We start from the raw sequence: 21,440 nt of genomic DNA, 5'->3' as shown, positions 1-21,440 counted from the left end.
TCACATCCTCCCGCTGGCGCATGCGCTCGTGGATGCACGCCGCGATACATTGAGCTTGCAATGGGTCTGCTGGTTCATCACTTTCCCCTGTTCCTGTTTCTCGTGTGGGTGACGCTTGAATTTGTGTGCGCATCCAGGGTCTCCTTCGAAACCCGTCTTCGCGCGAGCGCTGTGCGCATGCCCTCGCGTGCACCGGTGAGCGATTTTTCCGATCGATGCGTCACTGGCTGTCGCGCCCTCAAAGAAGATGGAACGGCAGGACGCACCATGGGCACGGATGCCCCCATTCATACAGAGGCAAGCCGCCCATGTGGGGACGTACACAACGCTTGACCTATCACTGCCCAGCCTGCGGTTGGCTTCGCATCACCCCGCCAACGGGGGATGTGCGTCTGCCAGGGCTGACGCACTTCTCCCATTGCCCGCAGTGCAGGTCATCCGCTGTCTCTGGCCGCCCTACCCGTGCCCTTGACCATCTTTGGGACGGTCTGCCTGATGCCTGCCGGAAGGCACGCACCAAGCCATAGCGGCACTCAGGAAAAGGCCGGCCACGCCAGCCCCCGCCCGTCTCAAGCGGGCGTAAGGACCCGTCTTGCTGCATCGAGGAAAGCGGCATTGATCTGGTCCGCTTTGACAAGAAGCTCCGATAGAGAGTCCAGGTTCATCGCCGCGTTGATCGTCTCCACGTTCCGGGTTGCCGAACGCATGGTCGCCGCATCCTGGACATCTCCCTGCATCAGATCCAATGCCAGCGCACGCGCAGCCGATCGGCAGGCCTTCGCCGTCGCGATGGATTCGGTGATGGCACTGCGATAGAGCTCGAACACCTCGTTGATCCGATCTTCTACGTGCTCCATCGGCAGACGACCGTTGGGGCGCTCGCGCAGGAAGTCCTGCATGGACTTGCCACGGGAATCGAGTTCCTTGCCGTACTTCGAGGAATAAACACTGATGCCCTCAACCGTAATGCCATTCAGCTCGATCTCATCCTCGATCTGCGCCACGATCGCTTCAATCTCATCCGCTGATCTCAGATCGGCCTTGTTCAGAACCACGTAGACGGGGCGCCCCTCGAAACCAATTTCCTTCAGGAATTCGACGTCCGAAGCCGGGATCGTGCCATTGGCCTCAACCCCGATGATCCAGAAAAGCACATCCGATTTCCGTGAGTGAGAGACCGCTACCGCGCGATCGCTCTGACTGAAAATGCCCTCGGTACCCGGGTTGTAACCGGGGGTGTCCATCAGACAGATGTTACCGGTGCGTTCGGTGTCCATGCTGGTACCGACGCTTACCAAGGGCATGATCCGCTTGAGGTCAAAGCTGAACTTCTCGACAAATGCACGGGACATTTCCCGGTAGAAGCCGGCATCCAGGTCAATGCAGCCGCCATTGAACGAGTACGCCTGGATCTGGGTCTGCTGTGCGGGATACACGTAGCTGGGGATGACGGTTGCCGGCGTGACGCTGGACAGCAGCTTGAAATCCTTGCCGAGGAAACTGTTGATGAAGGCCGACTTTCCGCTGCTGAAGCCACCCACCACCCCCACGACCGTGCGGCGGAAGATGTCCGGATTTGCCGCCATCAGGTGAAGCTCCTGCTGGATGGACTGCAACAGCCTCAGCGCTTTGGCTTCGTCTGCGAGGGAGGCCTCGGCACTTGCAAAGCGCATGTAGTCATCATCGAGCAGCTTCTGGAAGGCTTCGATGCCCTCATTCCGCGGCGGTGGCACTGCAAGCAGCCGCGAAACCAGCGCAAAGCGGATCTGCGTTGCCGCGTGCTCGGCCTGCAGAAGGTCCAGGTCGCCCCCCAACTGACGGCGCTGCTCCTGCTCGTTCTCAAGCGCAGCCTGGGTTGCAGCATGCTGCATGGACTGCACTTTCAGGCGGTCCTGGGCATCCACCAGGGTCGTCGTCAGCTGCGCGCGGGCCATCTGCTCGGCGCCATAGCGCTGGCTCAGGTCCAGCTCGCGCCTGCCCGCATCTGCAAGCTCCTTCTGCAGGCCTTGCGAGACCTGCCTCTGGTCATCGCGCTCGCGGGCCAGCGCCTGTTCGCGGGTCTGCGCATGGTCACGCTCACGACTGCGGGTGGTCTCACTCTCCACCAGGGCCTTGGACACGCTCTCCAGCTCAGTTGCTCGCTCCGCCAGGGCCTCGGATACGTGTTCCAGTTCCGTCTCCCGCTCCGCCAAGGCCCCGGATGCGTGCGCCAGTTCCGTTTCCCGCTCTGCCAAGGCACGCGCGCGTTGCTCCGCCGTGATGTTGAGCTGTCGATGGTCCTCAACGATGGAGATCCAACGCTGGCTGGCCGTATCCATCTGCTGCTGGATGGCGGTCACGTGTGGCCGACGGCCCCACGGCTTCCACCCGGCGAGGTAGGCAAGGTGCTGCGCGCTGGCGCCGTCGAACAGAGGCTTTTCGCTATCACCACTCACTGCATTGCCTCCAGCTCCGAATCCATCATGATCAGTGTCGCCCGCGTCTTCTCAGCGTCCTTCATCAGCGCCTGCAATGCATCGAACTGCGCCTGGATGTAGCCGATGAATTCGCTTGCAACCGACTTTGGAATGGTCTTCTTGACGGTCTCAACGTGCTCATGAACTGCAGTTTCGGCAGCTTCACGCAGGTTCACTATGGCTTCCAGAGCCTGCTCATGGAACTTCTCGGCATCATCGCCCCTCAGTTTTGCTGTCGCGGCGGGCGCCTTCAGGACCGGGGCACGGAGCGAGACCGGGGGAAAGTCCACGCCATTGATGATACTTGTCAATGACGAATAGACGGCCTCGATGTCCAGCTCATCGCCCAATGACTTTCGTGCGGTATGGAGCATCTCTGCAAACAACTCCTTCGCAAACTTTCCCTGCTGGTCACTGGCAGTGCTATCAAGTTCATCTCGAAGTTCATGGGCGAAGCTCGACACAGCAGACTTCACTGCAGCCGGCAGGATCGTGCGTTTCTTCTCTTCGTATTCCCGATGACCGCCGTCCCACAGCTTCCTCGCGACCCAGTTGAGGGCGCCAGAGGCTTCAACCCGATGGCGCTTGGTTTCTGTGTCCAGCGTCTCGTCGACTCCCGAGCCTGCCGCACCGTAGGCTTCAGTGATGACCACCTTCATGTTCTTCTTCAAGCCGTTTACGAAGCCGGTCTTTATCTTCTTCAGCTGTTCGTCCAGGTCCCTCGTAAGGCTTATTCTCTTGTGCTCCAGTCCGCGCTTCTTTTTCTTCAGATCAGTCAGACCCGCCTCCCCAATTTCACTCGCGCGCAACGCCAGCTTCCTGCGCAGTTCACGCAGCAGGTCCACCTGCTTCCGTTCCTTGGCATCCAGCAGGTCTTGGCGCCGAGCAGCCAGCACGCGCGCTTTCGCTACACGGGTCTGTGCCACCACCTCATGCAGACCGGCCATGTTGGCCAATTGATCGAGATTGGTGCGCGACAGTCCTGGATTGTCGTCCCTGAAGTAGTCCGGGTAGGTTTCCTTGAGGTTCTGCCACGCGGTCAGGCGGCCACCTTGCCAACCCGCCACGCTGTCGAACTCGACGGACATCGAATGGCACATGCCGGAACTGTGGATGATCGCATCCTCACCCTTGTCCACCAGGACTTGGAATACATCGCCAACCTCAGGGTTGGAGAGCTTCAGATTGTCCAGCACCTTGCCCGCATGGCCCGCGAGCTCCCGCCGCAGACCGGTCAGCGAAGCATGCAGCTGTGCCTGCATTTCCGAACCATGCAGCGTGTTGTCCACCTGGCTGGCAACCAGCACCAGTTCACGGATGCCCTCGGCAGCGGTGATCCGCGCCATCACGTCCAGATCTTCCTGGCTCATGAACTGCGCTGCTGGGCTGACGACAAACACCACGTCGCAGCATTTCAACAGATCGTGGGTGCGCGCCTCGCGCGAAGCGACCGGATCATTGAGTCCCGGGGTATCGATGATGCGCAGCCCGCGCAGCGTCTCCACCGGCATCTCGATGTCGACGCTCTTGGTTACAGGCATGTAGCAGCCTTCTGCGGCAACGTAGTCTGCCAGCAGCGCCGCCAGTCCCTGTACGTCCGCCGCCTCCAGCGGTTCATCTTCCTTCAGGCTGGCCAACGAAAGGCCGGACGCGGTGATCTTGTCCCACTGCTCGTGCGAGGCCTGCAAGGACGGCTGCTGGGTGGCCAGTGTCCGTCGGGCGGCCCGCTCGGCCAGCTCCCTGCGGCGCGCAGGGTCCACGCCCCCTCGCCCTTCCGTGCGTCGCAGCTCTTCGATCATCGACTTCTCAAGCAGATCGCTGTACGCAGCGGCTGCCTGCTCGATGTTGGCAAGATCCGCCTGGGAATAGAAGCGCGCAGTCGCCTTGAACCGCTCGCCGTAGGTCAGCGTGGTCAGTGCTGCGGTCATCGGCGTCGCCGCCTGCGGCAGTACTGACTCCCCGTTGAAAACCAGCGCGTTGAGCAACGTCGATTTGCCGGCCTTCACCCGGCCGACGATGCCGATGTCCAGCAGGCGATTTTCGTCGTCCAGTCGCAACAGCGCTTCCTTCAGGCTATCGACCGTGTCGATCTCCCACTGCGACGAAGCCCCGACGGTGCCGTTGAGTATGTCGGCGTGCGCTGCAAGCCAGGCAATCAACTTCTGCTGACGTTCCAGGATCACTTCAGCGCTCATCGGGCGGTCTCCAGTGCGGCGACTTCGGTCGCAATGGAGGTCAGACCTGCTTCAGCCGCGTCAAGTGCTTTCACGCGTGCCGCACGAGCAGGACTGCTCTGCTCGGCCACAACACTCTCCAGCAGCTGCCGTTTCTCCTCGATGGCCGTCTTGAACTCATGCACGGCCTGCTCGATCAGGCCATCGACCTGCGCCTGCAGCAGCTCGGGCAGCTTGGTGCGGAACTCGCGCTGCACCGCCGGAATGACCTGGTTGTCGATGGTCTTGCGCAGTTCCTCCTCGCGGAGCTTACGCGACACGAACCCGAGGATCTCCGGCAGGAAGATCACGACCAGCTCGATCGCCGGCGCCACGACGCTGGTAGTGACTGCCAGAACGGTGGTGACACTGCGGAAAGCGACTCTGGCCTTCTGGGCCTTTTCCCGATGATTCTCGTCATCACCGGCGTAGGGACGCAGCAGCTTCTCGTCTTCACGCGCCTTCTGCAGGTTGCCCTGCCAGCGTTCCAGCGCGTGGCCGGTCTGGGTCAGCGTGTCCTGCACACGCGCCTGCATCTGCTGCGTCCAGTCCGGTCCGCCGACGCTACTTACCTCATCCACTTCCCGCTGGGACAGGGATCTGGCCAGATCGCCAATCGCCTGCTGGCTCAGCCCTTCCATGCGTTCCTTGACCACACGGCTCAAGCGCTGCCGGGAAATATCGCTGACGACCTGCGCAAACCGGGTGTTGTTGCCACCCGCAGCCGCCGCCTGCAGCTCACCGGACGCCTCGCGAAGGGCTTGACCTACTTCCTCCACGCACTGTTCGACCACTTGGCTCAAGCGGTTGCGACCCAGCTTGGCCACGAGGGCGTCACGCTGGGCGTTCAGATCATCGAGGGCATCATTCAGCTGACGCACGCTGCGAGCAATCTCCGCATCGCTCTGATCCAACGCCTTGCGTGCCGTTTTCACCTGGGCACGAGCGTGGGCGAGCTGGCTGGAGATGCGCGGCAGAAAGCGGCCGATCCACAGATCACTTGCGCTGATCTTAGGCAGCAGGCTGGCCAAGCCATTGCCCTGCTTGCGGTCGTCGCGTGCCATGGCCGGCTCGACGCCCAGGCGCAGTTCAAGCTGCTCCCGTACGGCCATCTCCACGGCATCCACTTCTTCGGCCGAACGCAGGTTCGCCTTGCTCAGCAGGATCGAGAATCCAGCCTCATAGGTCTGCATGGTTTCCAGCTGGCGCAGCGTCGACTCGGCCAGAGTGCCGTCGGGCACGCTCACGGTCACGATGAAGTGCGCGCCACGCGGCAGATAATGGGCGATGGCCTTGTTGTGGCTGTCCAGCGAGGAGCCAAAGCCGGGCATGTCCACGAGAACCTGTGGATACAGCGCTTCCAGGCGCGGGTCGTCCAGATGCAGTTCCAGATGTGTATACGACGAGGCCCGCGGCTTGATGGACAGCAAGTCCTCCACGGCGAGCCGATCACTGCCACCATCGGCACGGTGCGCCAGAACGTGGGGATCCCGGCTGAAGCGCAACTCGGTGGCCAGCTCCGTTTCCGGGGTGATACCGACCGGTAGGATGTCCGCGCCCAGGAAGGTGTTGATCAGCGAGCTCTTGCCTGCACTGAAAGCACCGATGATCGGTACCAACAGCTCGGCCTGCTGCATTTCCTGGGCAAGAGACAGGTTCTCCAGCAGATCGATACCTGCGTTGTCAGCCAGGGTCGTAATCCGGTCCAGCAGACCGAGGCATTGATTCTTTACGGCGAACATTGGTTTCCCCTGTATGGCGTGCAATTTGATGAAGTAGCGCGGAGTGATTGTTCTTCAAACATGCGACAACTGGCGTCGCATGCCCGTACTAGTAGCGCTGCGCAGCGCTGCGGTGGCGGGCGGCGATGTCGTCTGCCAGCGCGGCCGGGGCCAGAACGCGGACAGAGGCCCCCAGACCGAGCAGCCACCATCGCAGCTGGGCTGAATCATCAACGGTGGCCCGCAGGCGGGGCACCAGCCCGTCGCCCAGGTCCAGCTGCTGGTCACGGGAGAGCGGCGTTTCCGCCAAGTGCTGGGCCAGCGCTTCGTCGAGCTCCAGCTCAACGGACAGAGGCCCCTTGCTCTCAAACCCGGCGGCAACCCGACTCGCGTAGTTCCCGAGTTCGAATGTTTCCGCGCCTTCGGTATCAGCGTCGAGCATGCGGGCGCGCTGGATGCGATGCAGCGACAGTGTGGTGGTCTCCGAGCGCCCGTCGATACGGCCAGCAAGATAACTGGATGTGCCGCGCTGGATCATTCCGTAAGGATGGAAGACGTACGCGCTCGCGTCACTGCGACCGCGTGCGACGTAATCCAGATGCAACTGCTTCTCGCTGAAGAGGGCCTGGTGCACGTTCACGGCAACCTCGGTGTCTACTGCTGCCGGCAGCAAGGACTGGCTTGCCGGCACGACTGCAACCTTTTCGTGCCAGCGCCGGGTGGAACGCACCGTGCGGACCGCCGCGAGTGTCTTCTCAGCCTGTTCGAAGAACGGCGTGAGGGCCGGCCAATGATTGGCGGGCAGCAGCCCCTGCAGATTGCGCTGCGCGGTCAGCAGCACCACCGCCTGCGACACGGACATACCCGGCATGCTGAAGGCCGCCGCGCCGCGCATCCAGGCCCAACCATAGGGCTTCTGCAGATCGTTGCTCTCGATGGGGAACTGCAGCGAAAGCGCGTTCAGATCCCGCTCGATCGTACGGGTGCCACCCTTGTAGCTTTCTGCTGCCAAGGCCTGCGCCAGCTCTCTTACCGTGCGGTAGTGCGGCGCGGGCTGCAGCAACTGCAACAGGCGCCATTGGCGCGCCAGCGAAGAGCGGTTGTCGGTGTCCATGTTCCCAATCCTTTGTGTATTTCACGGCATCCCAATACGGGGATGAGCCGATTCAATCGGAGGCTGCGACATCTGGTGACGCAAGCAGACGCTCCGGTCGACAACGGGTTCCTTCCCCTTGATCTCGTGATTATGTGGAATCCGGCCACACTTTCCCAGCAGGCAATAGCGACATCTGCGTGTGCGGACGTGGAACGATGTGTGCGGCGGTAGAGCGCTCAAGTAGTCAGTACGTCAGCCGATAGGACCCCATTCTGGACAGCCCGTGAATCGCCCCCCCTAAGGTAGATGCGTCGACGCATCGCTGCGGGATCGCGCATTGATCAGATCGACGCGACACAGCTTGTCGCAGCCCTCCGCAGAATGATCGCCGACGGATCGAAACCGGGCATGGACGCCGAAGCAACCTAATGAGGAGACGGAATGCATGTTCAAGGTAATCGGCGCAACGGTGGTTTACGGGTTTGCCCTTTACGGCCTGGGCCGCTGGCTGACCGAGCAGCAGCTTGTCAGCGCAGATGACTGAGGTTCGGCTGACGATGCGGGGCCATGCCCAGAAGCCGACCTATCATTGCCGGGACTGCGGCTGGAAGCGCGCTACCCCGCCTTCCGGGGATGTACGCATCAAGGGAGTAACCTGATTCCGCACCTGCCCCGAGTGCCGCTCAACCGCGCTGGAGTGCGACAACGCCGGCACACTGGATGCGCTGTGGGATAGTTTGCCGGAAGCCTGGCGCATCGCACCACCTTCGAAGAAGTTCCCCTGCAATCTGCGGTACGCATAATGGTCGGGACAACGGGGGGGAAAAATGGATTCGACTAAGCTGAAGGAGGCGCATCGCCAGATTCGCGATGCGCAGCCGGACTCTACGCGTGTGCGTCTGCACCGCGCCATCAGTTGGCTAAGCCGCGCCGAACAGGAAGACCAGGATACGGACGCCCGCTTCCTTTTCCTGTGGATTTCGCTCAACGCTGCTTATGCCCAGGAGTTCGGCTTCGAGAATGCCGAGCGCGAACAGTTGCGCAGGTTCTTCGATGCATTGCTGGCGCATGACAAGGAGGGAAACCTGCAGGACATCCTGTTCAAGCAGTTTCCCGGCCCCATCCGCACGCTCATTGGAAACCGCTTCGTATACGCACGGTTCTGGAAAGCGCTGCGCGAACACGACAGCAGCAACCGCTGGGCGGAGCGCTTTGCCACAGACCAGCGCTCGGCGCTGCAGGCGGTCGTCGGGCGGCGCACGGAAGTGGTGCTTTCCATCGTGCTGGACCGGCTGTATGTACTGCGAAACCAGCTGGTACACGGCGGCGCCACGTGGGACAGCCATGCGAACCGCGCGCAGCTGCGCGACGGTGCTGCCATCCTGGGACAGCTGGTACCAGCCATCCTGCAGTTGATGCTCCGGGAAGACGCGCCCGAGCTGGGCGACGTGGCTTACCCGATGATCTCCCTCTAGCTCCATTCAAAGCGGCGCCAGTGTCAGCGATGGCATTCCTGCCAATCGGTGCGACACGGTAGTTGCGCCTTGTCTGCGCGGAGCAGTGGCGCGTTGAACTGCTGCAGGCCCCATTCTTCCCAGCCTTTGAGACTCCTCCACGTCATCCTCCCCTGCCCCAGAAGGCTGACCATGACGAAGATCGACGCCGAAGGGCTGGACGATTCTGATGAGGCCCTGCCGGGCCTGTCTGCCGTCGACCATAGCGATGCCGGCATGGATGAGTACCTGCTCAACTGCCAGGCAGATGCGATGGGACCGTCGTGATCGGGATGACACGACTTTGCCGGGGTCGACTCGGAATTTTCCTACATTCACTGTAGGGATCGCCCGGACATTATCGACAGGCGGCTCATGAAACACTGCGCACTAAAGGAAAGGACCACGTCGCTTACTACAAAGGAGCTGTAATCATGCATGCGTTGGTTCCAAAAGTGGTCTATCTGGCCGACTGCGCAACACGCGTGGATCTGTACGAGCAGTCCATCGCTGACGAGCGCGCGTATGTTGCCGCGTGGCTGGCCCGCGCGCGTGACATGTGGCGGAGTCAGGGTGGCGCCAGCTATTTCGCGGCGCGCCATCCTGACCAAGGCGAGGAAGTCGCCAATGGCATTGATGCCATCCTGGTCATTCAAATAGACGACCTCTACAAGGCAGTCGGTATTGAAGCCAAGCGGCCCGGCTTGGGTACCCCGCGGGGATGGGACAACAAGCTTCCTGCGCCGAAACTTTCGCGCTTTCACCACCAGCTCAATAAGCAGAGCTATCTGGCGAGCAAAGGCTGGGCCATGGGCGCAATGTTCATCAATGAGATCTGTCCGGGCGTAGCAGGCCCAGCAGGCACCGATAAGCACGGTGCAACGTTCATGCAGCAACCACCGCTGCTGGCCGCATCCCCGGCCATCGTGGGGGGAACCCCGCACCACTGGAAGACACCTGACCTGCTGCCCCTTCTGGCTGTCGGGCCGAGCTACAACCTGGAGGAAATGCTTGAGATGGTCATCGCCTGCGAATCCGGCATTGCAATGAGCGAGAAGCATTTGTTGGAGTCCGCCGCCGGCTCCGTGGCCCGTTTGCAGGATGAGGAGTCCATGCCGCTGGATCCTGATGAAGATCTCGACGAATTTTCGCCCGGCGCGCATCGCAGCACGGTACTGCTGAGGAAGCTCTGCCGATACACAGGTGCTTGTAGCGCCGTGCTGATGGATGCCTCCGGGCCATATCAGGGAGAGGTCGATATTCGGCCGAGGTGGCGCGAGAGCGCGCTGCAACGGACGCTGAAGCCTGCCACGGGAAGGACTACGCCCAGGCCTCGGGCTCGTTTCTGATCAGCTTTGGGCTGCAAGGCTGCGGCGTGCTTTGCCGTTCCCCATCCTCTGCGCCGTTACCAGCAACGCCTCCCGACCCAAGGCACGTGTCTACCAACCCTCTGGCGTCACCAGTTTCCCCTGCTCCAGATCAAACGGCACCACGCACAACCCAAATCTAGCTTCAAACGCGAACACGGGCGGGCCCTGAGAGAACCCGGCATGCAACGGATACACGTCGTTGGGCGCGGGCGCTCAGCCGGTGCGGCGCTGCAACTTGCGGGGAATCTTCTTGACTACCGGCACGGGACGCTCCACCACCGCAAGGGTGATGCTGCCGTGCGTGGCCTCCACCTTCAGGCGGGCGCCTACGTCGAAGCCGAGCTTGTCCAGCCAGCGGCCGCGCAGCTTGAGGTAGGGAACAATCTCGGTGGGACCGTATTCCCCGCAGTCCGGTTACGTCCGCACGCCTACGCGGTAGCTCCGTGCCGGGCGGGCGTAGGGCTTGCGCGTGGGGCGCATGTCATCGGGTTCGACTTCCCACGGCGTCAACATGTTGGACCTCCTGCAGGGCTTGCCCTTGCCAGGATGGCAAGGGCGGCGTGTGCCACACGAGGTTCTACGCTCGGAGAACATCATTCGAGATAGTGAAGAGCGTCGGAAATCATTTGTTTCTCTTGATCGGCAAAGCTCCGTGGACTGCGCCAGTGGCGATCGCAGTCTTTGAGACAGCCCAGTGTCAACGTCCCAGCCGGGCTTCCCTGACCCCTCAGTGCTCCCTACAGCGATACCCCCCCTTCACCCACGGGACGAAATTGGACATACTGTCCGCAAGATTCCCGGAGCATCCATGAATACGTACGAGCTTATCGACCTTTCCCTCCAGCGCTTTTCAACGAAGGAAGTCGCCCAAGCCCTTGGAGTTGATCCGAAGACCGTGAAGCGCTGGCAGGTCCGCGAGACCGAGCCCAAGCCCTACATTGCGGACGCCATCCGCCAGCGCCTGCTTCCGTTCGGCGATCCGCCGACTGGTGAAGGAGAGTTCCGCTTCATCGACCTGTTCGCGGGGATCGGTGGTATCCGCACGGCCTTTGAGAAGCAGGGTGGCCGCTGTGTGTTCACCAGCGAATGGGACCCCTATGCAGTAAAGACTTACAAGGCCAACTTCCATGATGGCCCGGGTCATACCTTTGCCGAAGACATCACCAAGGTCCATGAAGCCGATGTGCCGGACCATGATGTGCTGTTGGCGGGCTTCCCCTGTCAGCCCTTCTCCATTGCAGGCGTTTCCAAGAAGAACGCGCTTGGCCGCCCGCACGGCTTCTCCGACAAGACCCAAGGAACCCTGTTCTTTGACGTGGCCCGCATCATCGCCGAGAAGAAGCCGCGTGCGTTCCTGCTTGAGAACGTGAAGAACCTGATGAGCCACGACAAGGGCCGCACGTTCTCCACCATCATTGATGTGCTGCAGAACGAGCTGGGCTACCAGGTCAAGCACAAGGTCATCAACGGCAAGCACTTCGGTCCTCAGCACCGTGAACGCATCATCATTGTGGGCTTCCGTGAGCCAAACGACTTCGACATCAACAAAGTTGAGCTACCGAGCTTCGAGGATGCTCCGAAGATGGGCTCCGTTCTACACAGCCAAGATGGAACGGAAGCTACTGACTCCCCTTACATTGACGGCGCAAAGGGCAAGGTTCTTGAGAAGTACACCCTGTCGGACAAGCTTTGGGAGTACCTGCAGAACTACGCTACGAAGCATCGCGACAAGGGGAACGGCTTCGGCTTCGGGCTCGTGAACAGCGAAAGCACCTGCCGCACACTTTCTGCCCGCTACTACAAGGACGGGTCGGAAATCCTTATCTCGCAAGGTGCCAAGAAGAATCCCCGCCGCCTCACGCCGCGCGAGTGTGCGCGCCTGATGGGGTTCGATGACAACTTCCGGATTCCCGTATCCGACACCCGCGCTTATAAGCAGTTCGGCAACTCGGTTGTCGTTCCCGTCATCAGTGAGGTGGCCCGCATCATGGCGCCTTACCTGGTTGACAGTGCGGCGGCTGAGCCGGCGAAGCCGGCAAAGAAGAAGGCGAAGGCCTGACATTGGTCGACAGCCTCACTCCAGAGCAACGATCCGCGCAGATGTCCCGCATTCGCGGGACGAACACCAAGCTGGAGGTCCTCGTCCGCAAGGCCCTTCATGCCAGGGGATTCCGCTATCGGTTAGGTGGGGCTGGGTTGCCTGGGCGACCAGATATTGTTCTGCCCAAGTACCGTACAGTCGTCTTTGTCCATGGCTGCTTCTGGCATGGTCATAGCTGCCCTCTTTATCGGCTGCCTAAGACAAGACCGGAGTTCTGGAAGGCCAAGGTTGACTCCAATAAAGTCCGCGATAATCTGGTATCCGCTCGGCTGGCGTCAATGAACTGGCGCGTTCTGGAGGTGTGGGAATGCTCAATCAGGGGCAAACCCCGAGCTGCACAGGAATCGGTGTTCGACCAACTCACAAGTGATATTCTCAGCGCTCATAAGTGAATTGACGCCGACAGGGGGGCGACATGAAACAAGGACGTTTATCGGAGTATTTTCAAGGCGTTGCAGCCAAGAGACTGACCGAAGTTGAGGCCAATGTTCTCCGCTCCAATCAGCACGAGTTCAATGGAGTAAAAGCACTCCGTGCGATGCTCGGAGAGCCGAGCGCTCGAGTTCCATACTCATCAAAGATGATGTACCTCGACGACGTGCAGGTTGAGCCGGTCGTGGAAGACGCTATCCTCACTTGGTACGATGCTCGACAGAAGGCTAGGGAAGAACGTGGCGTCATGCGCGATGAGTACCGCCTCTATTTCCCAAGCACCACCGTCTCTGCGAACTACGCGGCAGGCGATCTTCTGGTGATAGCCCTTTGTCAGGACGGGTCACTGCTGGTCATTGTTGCAAAGTGCGGGTCAAGCATTGACGAGCAGATTCAATGGCTCTTTGGTGTTCGCACCGGCACAGGGAAGTATGACATCAAGTCTGAGCAGGACTTCGATAACCAGCAGCTCGGATTCGCATCCCGATTCATTCTTGAGAGTCTTGGCATCGACATCGGGTGGCTGGACGACAGTCACCTTGACGAGATCCTCGCCAAGTTCGAGGGCAATTTTCCAACGACGCTTCAGTTCTCCGCCTTCAGCAGATCAAAGTGTGCTTGGGTCGACCCTCGCAGTGACCCGGACGTTGCCCTCATCAGCTGGATGGAGAGGGAAGAGCAGCTCTTCCGCACGCTGGAGAGACACATAGTTGCCCAGCGTCTCACCGCCGGATTCACCTCGCCTTCCGGCGCTGCAGATGTTGACGCGTTCGTGTCCTACTCACTTTCCGTGCAGAACCGGAGAAAGAGCCGCGTCGGCCTAACGCTCGAGAATCACCTGGAACACATATTCCAGTTAAGCGATATCAAATACTCCAGGACAGGTCGGACCGAGAATCACTCCAAACCGGACTTCCTCTTCCCAAGCCAGAGCTGCTATCAGGACCCAGGCTTCGACGCGAGCCGACTACTCATGCTCGGCGTCAAATCGACCTGCAAAGACAGGTGGAGACAGGTACTTGCTGAAGCGGATCGCATCCAGCATAAGCATCTCCTCACGTTGGAATCCCCTATCTCCAAACATCAGACCGATGAGATGAAGGTCAAATCGCTGACGTTGGTCATACCCGAACCGCTGCAGCTTCGCTTCAGTGAGGCGCAGCGTTCGCAGCTGATGTCATTGTCCGAATTCATCGCGGTGGCGAGGGCACGCCAAGCAGTCATGTAGCCCGCACGCCACACAGAACGAAACGCGGCGCACGCACTTACATGGATGATGAAATGATGGACGTTGAAACGCTTCTGGTGGTCCCAGACCCTGTCTCTTTGATGGAGTCGATGAGAGCTGTTGGGTATTCAGTGGAATCGGCGATCGCGGACATAGTCGACAACAGCTTGTCGGCAGATGCGCGCCGGATTGATGTGCAATACGACGCTACTAGCAGCCCTTATGTTGCAGTTCTTGACGATGGACTGGGCATGGAAGCATCCGAGCTTACTGATGCAATGCGACACGGCAGCACCAATCCCACCGATGCGCGCAGATCAAGCGACCTCGGGAGATTCGGCCTCGGGCTAAAGACTGCCTCACTGTCGCAAGCACGCAAGCTAACCGTTGTCAGCAAGAAGAATGGGGTACTAAGCGCGCGAAGATGGGACTTGGACGTAGTCAGGGAGCTGTCAGCGTGGCGCGTTGTGGTGCCAAATGAAAGCGAATTGTCCACGCTTCCGATGTACCGGAATCTCCTTGAACAGGCGTCAGGGACGCTTGTCATCTGGCAGGAGCTCGACCGACTTACCGCTGGTGCCACAGATGCGGGAAAGGAGATGACTACGCGAATGGCGCCGCTCTACGAGCATCTTGCCTTGGTGTTTCACCGCTTCTCCAAACCTGAGGGTGGGCACCCAGCTGTTGCCATCTCACTCAACGGGCTTCGCCTTCCGGCGAGAGACCCATTTCTTGGGGCTAACTCACATAGGCAGGCGCTAGAGGGACAGACCATATCGCATCCCAAAGGAACCGTAATTGTCTCCCCCTTCATCCTGCCGCCAGTCAGCAGCCTGACGCCGGAGGAGATTGACATGGCCGGTGGAGGTGAGGGCCTCAGGGGAACCCAGGGTTTCTACGTTTATCGCGGCCGACGATTGGTCATCTGGGGGACGTGGTTTCGACTGGTTCCGAAACAGGAATTCTATAAGCTGACCCGTGTCCAAGTTGACATACCAAATTCATTCGATGAGCTGTGGGCTCTTGATATCAAGAAGTCCGCAGCCTATCCGCCGGATGTGATCAGGGACAGGCTCAAGCAGCTGATTCCTCACTTCGCCGAGAAGAGCAAAAAGGCGATCCAGTACGCTGGAAGGAAGAGGCCGGGCCTGGGTATCACTCCTCTATGGCAGAGGGTTGAGCCATCACACGGCCACTACTCCTATCAGGTCAACGCCAGTCACCCACTGGTGGAAACGCTACTCACAGAGAACTCGGATCTTTCACGAGAAGTCCTGTTGCTGCTGAAATCTCTGTCCGTCGGACTTCCCTATGAAGCAATCTACGCGGACATGTGCAGCGACAGAAGAAGTCCATTGCCTGCCGAAGAGCTCGAAGAACTCGTGCGAGTCGCCTTTGCACTCATCGACGTGACCGGCAGGGACATTGATGCGGTACTCCAGATAGACCCGCTGGCCCGCTACCCGCACCTGCACCATCTTCTCAAGGAGAGAGTTGAGAATGTCTGATTTCTCTGTTACTGCCATGGGTATTCTCGGCGATCGGGATCTCACTGACGAGATTCTGGCCGAGATCATGACCAAGCTTTCGCTGGTGTTCCCCAACGACAATCTTGAACCAACCAGAAGGATTTTGGAGAACAGGATTGGATTGGCAATGAGCCCGGGCGAAGGTCTCACAAGTGGCGATCAGGAACCATGGATTGCCGACGCGAAGGCCTCAATCAAATGGACATACTGGGAAGCGTACGTCAAACAGCTGAATACTCAAGGGCTTACCGGCTCGATCATCCGCGCCATCGACGAGGACACAGACAACATCCTTACAGAATGCGGTAACCCCGCCAATCCTGAACAATGGAGGATTCAAGGCTTGGTGATGGGCGACGTCCAATCGGGCAAGACAGGCAACTATTGCGGACTTATCAACAAAGCGGCGGATGCTGGCTACAAGGTCATCGTTTTGCTGACCGGAACCATCGAAGAGCTGCGCTCGCAATCCCAGGAGCGCATGGACGAGGGGTTCGTCGGCGAGGACAGCAATGATCTGATGGACGGTATCCGCACCAAGGTCTTCGGCGCGGGCAGGTTCCGAGAGAACACGATTCCGAACGTACTTACGTCGGTCAGCTCCGATTTCCTCACCGCCAACCAGAGATCGTTGAAGGGGATTCCGCTACAAAACCTCTCTCAGCCTGTTCTTCTCGTGATGAAGAAGAACATGACCCCTCTCAAGCGTCTCATAGAGTTCATTAAGTCTCAGCGCGGAGCGCAAAGCACCGGGCAGATCGATCAACCTCTCCTGCTCATCGACGATGAGGCCGACAACGCCTCCGTCAACGCCAAGAAGGATGAGGATCCAGCAAAGATCAACCTGTTGATCCGTGACCTTGTTGGCCTGTTCAAGCGCTCGTCCTATGTTGGATATACCGCAACGCCATTTGCCAACGTCTTCATAAATCCGGACTCGCAGCGCAACGACCTCTTCCCTAACAACTTCATCTACAGCCTTAAGGCACCAACCAATTATGTTGGTGCCAGTGCAATGTTCACGAGCGAAGGGTCGCAAGGCCATCAGCTGGTTGATCTGGACGATGCTGAGGACTTCTTCCCAGCGCGTCATAACCGCGACCTACAGGTGGATGAGCTTCCCCCATCGCTGAAGAATGCCGTTGCAACCTTTCTTCTGTCATGCGCCATACGCGACCTTAGAGAGGAGCCGCTCAAACATAGATCGATGCTTGTCAACGTCTCCCGCTTTACCGACGTTCAGAGCCGACTCTCGGAAATCCTTGAGTCTCATCTCTATGGCCTCATGTCAGAGATTAGACAGTACCTGTCATCCGACGATATCTGGGACCGCCATCCAGCGTTGGTCGAGCTTAAGGTGGTCTTCGACACCCAATACTCAGCGACCGAGTTCCCGTGGGACATCGTGCGTCGCCAGCTCTATGATTCCGTCGCATCTGTCAAGGTTCTGACCATCAATCAGAGGACCGAAGCAGAGAACAAGCTGAACTACAGAAAGTACAAGAATACCGAGAAGGGGCGGAGAGTCATCGCCGTTGGCGGCTTGACGTTGTCCCGCGGACTGACTCTTGAGGGTCTTTCCGTGAGCTACTTCTACAGGCACTCGAAGGCGTACGACACACTGCTTCAAATGGCGCGATGGTTTGGCTATCGGACAGGCTATGACGATATCTGCCGCGTATGGATGCACGAAGAAGCGACGTCGTGGTTTGAAGACATAGCCGAAGCGGTTGCCGAGCTTAGAGCGGACCTTCGACACATGTATGTGAATCGCCTTCCGCCAAGCCGATTCGGCATTCGCGTCCGGTCGCATCCGAAGCTTCTTCTGGTAACAGCCAAGAACAAGATGCGCAACTCTTCGGAAGTTGATCTGAGCGTCTCGTTCAGCAGCACGCTTGTGGAGACGACGGCGCTGTTCCGTGATCCAAAATTGAACGAGGGCAATCTCGAAGCAACCGCGGAATTCGTACGACTCCTTGGTCAGCCGAGTGAGGCAGCAAACCGCTACATATGGAAAGGCGTCCACGCAACCAGTGTCGCTCGCTATCTGTCAACTCTCTCTGTATCGCCGATCAATCAGAGTTTCCTCCCTGACGCTAAGACTGGCGAAATCCCGCTGATCGAGTTCATCAAGGAAGGGGGCGTTCCGCAGCTCCGAAACTGGGATGTCTGCGTGGTACAAGGTAACGGACGTAGTGTCGATGGCATTGATATTCTTACCTCCGATGGCAGGATCCGCCAGCCTACCGCCAGGGAGCGCTCGTTTGAGAAGCTTCGATCGAGGGCGGCTACAAGTGCCCGCATCAACAAGCATCGCCTCGGAGAGGCGGGTGACGAGCGGGTCGGTTTAGGCCCGGAGATAGTCTCAGACATCGAAGCCGAATGGAAAAACAGAGAGGATGGCGGCAAGGCTATCTCTGGCGCTGCTTTTAGAGAGCGCAGAGTCAGCCCACTCCTTGTGATCCATCTGATCCAAGCAAAGTTCGATGGTGATGATATTAAGAAGAAGACGGCCCCCATCAGTGATGTTGGATCAGAGATCAAAGTTGCCATCAGCCTATCGTTCCCATCGTACATAGATACCGAAGCTACGTCAGTCACGTACCGGGTGAACAAGGTCTATCTCGACAACATTGGGCTTTCCGATGAAGAGGATGAGGCCGATGAGTGATGGACTGCACGAGGCATGGGACTCCGCTATATCCCGCCAGAGCCAAGCACCCGCTTCGGCGGGCGGGCACTACGTGTTCCGAACTGACAAGGCTTCGCGGATCGGAACTTTCGCAGGTGTCGATCCTGAAGGCTCTCTTCTTTTTGCAGTGGAGACCACTCAAACACCGCCCTATCTTGACCTTAGGTCCGATGCTATTGACTACTTCCGCCAAGAACGTGCGGAGCTCGGCTCATGGCTGCTCTTCCTCCGACTGAAAAGACGCGAATTGCGAGATGTTTTCGCTAGATTGTGCCACGACCTTATTCACTCTCTGACTTACGCTTCCAATGATCAGGAAGTGACAACAGCGGTCGTCTCTCGCATCCGATTGTGGCAACAGCTCTTCGAGCTTAGACCGGGCGGCATTCTCGCACCGCACGAGATCAAGGGTCTGACCGCGGAACTCCTTTACATTCTCCGGCACCTGGAGTCGGGGTCTCGGGAGGCCGAGGAGATAGTGAATGCCTGGCTTGGTCCGAGTGGGTGCGATCAGGATTTCGTCTTTTCAGCGGAGTCGGTCGAAGTCAAGGCTGTCGGACCGAGTTCCGAGCTGGTTTCGATCAGTTCTCTCCAACAGCTTCAATCAGACCGTCCGCTCTCTTTGAGCATCTGGACCTTAAGACAGGCAGCACCAACTGAGTCAGCAGCATGCACGCTGAATGGGCTAGTTCTGCGTATTGAGCGATTTCTTCACGCCGCACCCTCTGCGCTGGCGGCATTCCGGGAGCGTCTTCTTTCCGCAGGCTATGTCCATAGCTCGACCTATGACACGATCGCCTTCGAACCAATTGACGAGGAAACATTCTCTGTCTCTGGGGACTTCCCCCGAATAACAGAGACTGACGTTCCACCCGGTGTAGGCAACGCAACTTATACGTTGTCATTGCATTGGATTCGCCAGCTTCAGAGGTCCACTCATGGATAACTCAGAGTTCGGCCATGAACTCCATCAGATCGTAATGCGGAGAGGTTCCGCAGAGCATCTGGTTGACACTCTGGCTTTTGTCTCCGAGATTGCCGATCGACTTCAAGAGGATCCTGCGTTTGGCGAGATGATTCTCGCAGATGACACGCGAGATGTCGGCAGAGGGCGGGAAGCAAAGCTGCATGGATTCACTTCGATGGACGATGCAGACGGCTCTCTTTCCATGGTGGTTGGAAGATGGAACGACGACTCCGAGCCCGCTCCACTGTACACGGCCGATATCGATCAGATGAGGACATGGCTCGAGAACTTTGCGAAAGCTTCCTTCGAAGGATCTCTGGATGATGAGATCACCGAATCGAGTCCAGCCTACGAGTTGGCAAGCACACTTCGCAGGAACAAGGACAGCATCAGCTGTATCAGGCTTCACATCATCTCGAATCGCATTGTAACGAAAGCCTATAAACGCGAGTCCCGCTCGACCGTTTCTGGGGTTGTAACCGAGCTTCATCTGTGGGATCTCGACCGCATCAGGGCCATGTATGAATCAGGCAGAGAGAGAGAATCCATTGAAATTGATCTTTCTGAATTCGGTTCCTATGGAATTCCGTGCATCAAAGCTTCGCAAGCTCAAAATCTGAGCTCCTATCTTTGCGTTGTTGACGGCGACGTCTTGGCGGATCTTTTCGAGAGGTTTGGCAGCCGCTTGCTTGAGGGTAATGTGAGATCGTTTCTTGGCATGAAGGGTGGCGTCAACAAGGGCATCAAGGCCACCATCCAGGATAAGCCCGGTCTCTTCTTTGCGTACAACAACGGGATTGCCGCTACGGCCGCGTCAGCCGTAATTGAAAGTGGCCCGACCGGCACAGTCATCACCTCTCTTTCCGATCTCCAGATCGTGAATGGGGGGCAGACGACTGCCAGCATTCTTCGAGCAAGAAAGCAGGACAAGCTCTCATTGCAAGGAGTCTCTGTTCCAATGAAGCTAACAATTGTCAATGTTACGGACGCGAGCGACCTGGTTCCAAAGATTGCGGAATTTGCCAACACTCAAAACAAGATTGCGATTGCTGACTTCTTTGCGAATCATCCATTTCACCGCAAGATGGAGGGGATCTCCCGTCGGCTCATGGTCCCCGCCCGCGCCGATGAGCGTGTTCAGAGCAAATGGTTCTACGAGCGCGCTCGCGGCCAGTATCAGAATGAGCGCATGTATTTGACGAAGGCCGGAAAGGCCGCCTTCGATCTGCAGTTCCCTTCCAGCCAAGTAATCAACAAGACCGACCTCGCCAAGTACGATAGTGTCTTAGATGAGAAGCCATTCTGGGTCTCACTCGGTGCACAGAAGAACTTCATGAAGTTTGCGGCGAAGTTCTCTGCCAAGCGGGACAGGACGGAGGGCGAACACTGGGAGGAGATCAGCCCACGCTTTGCAGACGGCTATTATCAGCGGATATCGGCCCTCGCTCTGATGTGGAAAGCGGGTGAGTCGACTGTCTCTTCCGCGAGGGGTAGCTGGTACGAAGGCGACTACAGACTTCAGATTGTTTCGTACGCGTGGTCTTTGGTCTTGCACGCAGTGCGAGCGTCTGGAAGAGAGATCAACTTCTCCAAGCTGTGGGAGAGGCAGCAGCCGGACGCTAAGCTGATGCAGGTGTTCACGCGAGCTGCAGTGCTGGCTCAGTCTGCGCTGAAGGATCTTCCGATGGGCTCCTCGAATGTGGGCGAGTGGGCAAAGAAGGAAGCTTGCTGGACTCGACTCTCGAACTCACGTTTCGCGTTAGGCGATGGCGTCGCGGAATGGACAGTCGATCGTGAGACGGATAAGCAACGGAGAAGTAGCGAGCGTTCCGACGGGGCTCTGGATGACGGCATCTCCCTTCAGCAAGAGGTGTTTCAGCGTGCAGAGAGTGGATACTGGGCCGCGCTGTATCAGTGGGAGCCGATAAAGCACTTGGTGTTTGGCCAGGATCTCACCCTCCTCGCGAGGGCCGGATCGCTTAAGACTGTGACCTCTATAGGTGCTGACAGGGATTGGAGGCGGTTACGCGCTATTGGAAGCATCTGCGAGGCGGAGGGCTTTCGCCACGAATAGGAGCTGCACGTACACCTGCGCGAAATTGAGTTGCAGCTCTCCGCGACGCATGGGGATGGCTGACTGGA

14 protein-coding genes are annotated in these 21,440 nt (G+C 58.7%); 10 read left to right on the top strand and 4 right to left on the bottom strand.

From position 1 onward, the window contains the following. Positions 1-569: 569 nt before the first annotated feature. From ABE463_RS03080 to ABE463_RS03065, 4 genes are all read right to left on the bottom strand, one after another. On the bottom strand, positions 570-2,435 hold the full coding sequence (locus ABE463_RS03080) for a dynamin family protein (RefSeq protein WP_346467221.1): 1,866 nt from the start codon (positions 2,433-2,435) through the stop codon (positions 570-572). Continuing rightward, positions 2,432-4,651, bottom strand: coding sequence for a dynamin family protein (locus ABE463_RS03075; protein WP_346467220.1), 2,220 nt, complete (start codon positions 4,649-4,651; stop codon positions 2,432-2,434). The genes ABE463_RS03080 and ABE463_RS03075 overlap by 4 nt, the downstream gene beginning before the upstream one ends. Beyond that, a complete protein-coding gene (locus ABE463_RS03070) occupies positions 4,648-6,411 on the bottom strand; it encodes a dynamin family protein (RefSeq protein WP_346467219.1) in 1,764 nt (587 codons plus the stop codon). The genes ABE463_RS03075 and ABE463_RS03070 overlap by 4 nt, the downstream gene beginning before the upstream one ends. A gap of 88 nt (positions 6,412-6,499) precedes the next feature. Then, positions 6,500-7,504: a WYL domain-containing protein gene (locus tag ABE463_RS03065; protein WP_346467218.1), complete on the bottom strand. Its 1,005-nt coding sequence runs from the start codon at positions 7,502-7,504 to the stop codon at positions 6,500-6,502. Positions 7,505-8,313: 809 nt separating this feature from the next. Between ABE463_RS03065 and ABE463_RS03060 the strand changes: the two genes are divergently transcribed. The 10 genes from ABE463_RS03060 (at position 8,314) to ABE463_RS03015 (ending at position 21,372) form a co-directional block, all read left to right on the top strand. Then, positions 8,314-8,961: a hypothetical protein gene (locus ABE463_RS03060; RefSeq protein ID WP_346467217.1), complete on the top strand. Its 648-nt coding sequence runs from the start codon at positions 8,314-8,316 to the stop codon at positions 8,959-8,961. 171 nt (positions 8,962-9,132) lie between these two features. Beyond that, the gene (locus ABE463_RS03055; RefSeq protein ID WP_346467216.1) at positions 9,133-9,267 is read left to right on the top strand and encodes a hypothetical protein; all 135 of its coding nucleotides are present in this window, start codon (positions 9,133-9,135) and stop codon (positions 9,265-9,267) included. A 146-nt stretch (positions 9,268-9,413) separates the two neighbouring features. Continuing rightward, positions 9,414-10,328 (top strand): hypothetical protein, encoded by a 915-nt coding sequence (locus ABE463_RS03050; protein ID WP_346467215.1) that lies wholly within the window; start codon positions 9,414-9,416, stop codon positions 10,326-10,328. Positions 10,329-11,157: 829 nt separating this feature from the next. Then, positions 11,158-12,408: a DNA (cytosine-5-)-methyltransferase gene (gene dcm, locus ABE463_RS03045; protein WP_346467214.1), complete on the top strand. Its 1,251-nt coding sequence runs from the start codon at positions 11,158-11,160 to the stop codon at positions 12,406-12,408. A 2-nt stretch (positions 12,409-12,410) separates the two neighbouring features. Continuing rightward, on the top strand, positions 12,411-12,842 hold the full coding sequence (locus ABE463_RS03040; protein ID WP_346467213.1) for a very short patch repair endonuclease: 432 nt from the start codon (positions 12,411-12,413) through the stop codon (positions 12,840-12,842). Positions 12,843-12,865: 23 nt separating this feature from the next. Continuing rightward, positions 12,866-14,110 (top strand): type II restriction endonuclease, encoded by a 1,245-nt coding sequence (locus ABE463_RS03035; protein WP_346467212.1) that lies wholly within the window; start codon positions 12,866-12,868, stop codon positions 14,108-14,110. A 53-nt stretch (positions 14,111-14,163) separates the two neighbouring features. Further along, entirely contained in the window at positions 14,164-15,618 is a 1,455-nt protein-coding gene (locus tag ABE463_RS03030) for an ATP-binding protein (protein ID WP_346467211.1), read from the top strand. Continuing rightward, entirely contained in the window at positions 15,611-18,310 is a 2,700-nt protein-coding gene (locus ABE463_RS03025) for a Z1 domain-containing protein (protein WP_346467210.1), read from the top strand. The genes ABE463_RS03030 and ABE463_RS03025 overlap by 8 nt, the downstream gene beginning before the upstream one ends. Continuing rightward, positions 18,303-19,277 (top strand): PD-(D/E)XK motif protein, encoded by a 975-nt coding sequence (locus ABE463_RS03020; protein ID WP_346467209.1) that lies wholly within the window; start codon positions 18,303-18,305, stop codon positions 19,275-19,277. The genes ABE463_RS03025 and ABE463_RS03020 overlap by 8 nt, the downstream gene beginning before the upstream one ends. Beyond that, positions 19,270-21,372: an AIPR family protein gene (locus tag ABE463_RS03015; RefSeq protein WP_346467208.1), complete on the top strand. Its 2,103-nt coding sequence runs from the start codon at positions 19,270-19,272 to the stop codon at positions 21,370-21,372. Before ABE463_RS03020 ends, ABE463_RS03015 begins: the two co-directional genes overlap by 8 nt. Positions 21,373-21,440 lie beyond the last annotated feature (68 nt).

This window comes from Stenotrophomonas sp. TWI819 (genome assembly GCF_039673075.1).
Taxonomy (GTDB): Bacteria; Pseudomonadota; Gammaproteobacteria; order Xanthomonadales; family Xanthomonadaceae; genus Stenotrophomonas; species Stenotrophomonas rhizophila_B.
This window is presented reverse-complemented; position numbering and strand designations above follow the sequence as displayed.